The organism is Streptomyces alkaliphilus (assembly GCF_014141535.1).
Taxonomy (GTDB): Bacteria; Actinomycetota; Actinomycetes; order Streptomycetales; family Streptomycetaceae; genus Streptomyces; species Streptomyces alkaliphilus.
Genome location: NZ_VKHT01001631.1, coordinates 1 through 600 on the forward strand (window position 1 = coordinate 1; position 600 = coordinate 600).

Genomic DNA, 600 nt, shown 5'->3' on the forward strand with positions numbered 1-600 from the left:
GGCAGGGGGCGGGCACGGGCGCCGGTGGCGATCACCAGACCGTCCCACGGCAGTTCCCCGCCGTCGGCGAGGGTCACGGTGCGGGCGACGGGATCGAGCCGGACGGCCGGAGTGCCGAAGCGGTGTTCCACCCCGGGGACGTCGGTGAGCGGGAGGGTGGTGTCCGGGGCGTTCCCCTCGGCCGTGAGGGCCCGTTTGGACAACGGGGGGCGATCGTAGGGCGGATGCGGCTCGTCGCCGACCAGGGTGAGGTCCCCGTCGAAGCCCTCCTCCCGCAGGGTCCGCGCGGCGTGCAGGCCGGCGAGGGAGGCCCCGACGACCACCACCCGTCGGGGCGCCCTCACGGCGCGGCCGGGGAGACGGTGATGGCACGCACGGGACAGAGGGCGGCGGCCCTCCCGACCGCCTCACGGGAGGCGTCGTCCGGGTTCGGCTCGTACACCAGGGTGTCCGCGTCGTCGAACGAGAAGACGCCGGGCGCCGCGAAGACGCACTGGCCGTGGCTCTCGCAGAGGTTCATGTCCACGACGATCTTCATGAGGGGCTCCGTGATCGTGGGTGCGGTGGTCCGGGGCCGCGGTGGGGGGCGCGGCCCCGGAC

Annotated in this window: 2 protein-coding genes; both read right to left on the bottom strand. The window is 75.2% G+C overall.

Going from position 1 to position 600, the window contains the following annotated elements:
* Positions 1-344 (bottom strand): FAD-dependent oxidoreductase (locus FNQ90_RS26045; RefSeq protein ID WP_323380192.1); only part of this gene is annotated, 344 nt, incomplete at its 3' end.
* Entirely contained in the window at positions 341-538 is a 198-nt protein-coding gene (locus FNQ90_RS26050; protein WP_182608541.1) for a ferredoxin, read from the bottom strand. The genes FNQ90_RS26045 and FNQ90_RS26050, both read right to left, overlap by 4 nt.
* Between the last annotated feature and the right edge of the window lie 62 nt (positions 539-600).

What these genes read in the sequence shown, in the direction of transcription:
- FNQ90_RS26050 (WP_182608541.1), bottom strand. Translation starts at nt 538, where the DNA reads ATGAAGATCGTCGTGGACATGAACCTCTGCGAGAGCCACGGCCAGTGC.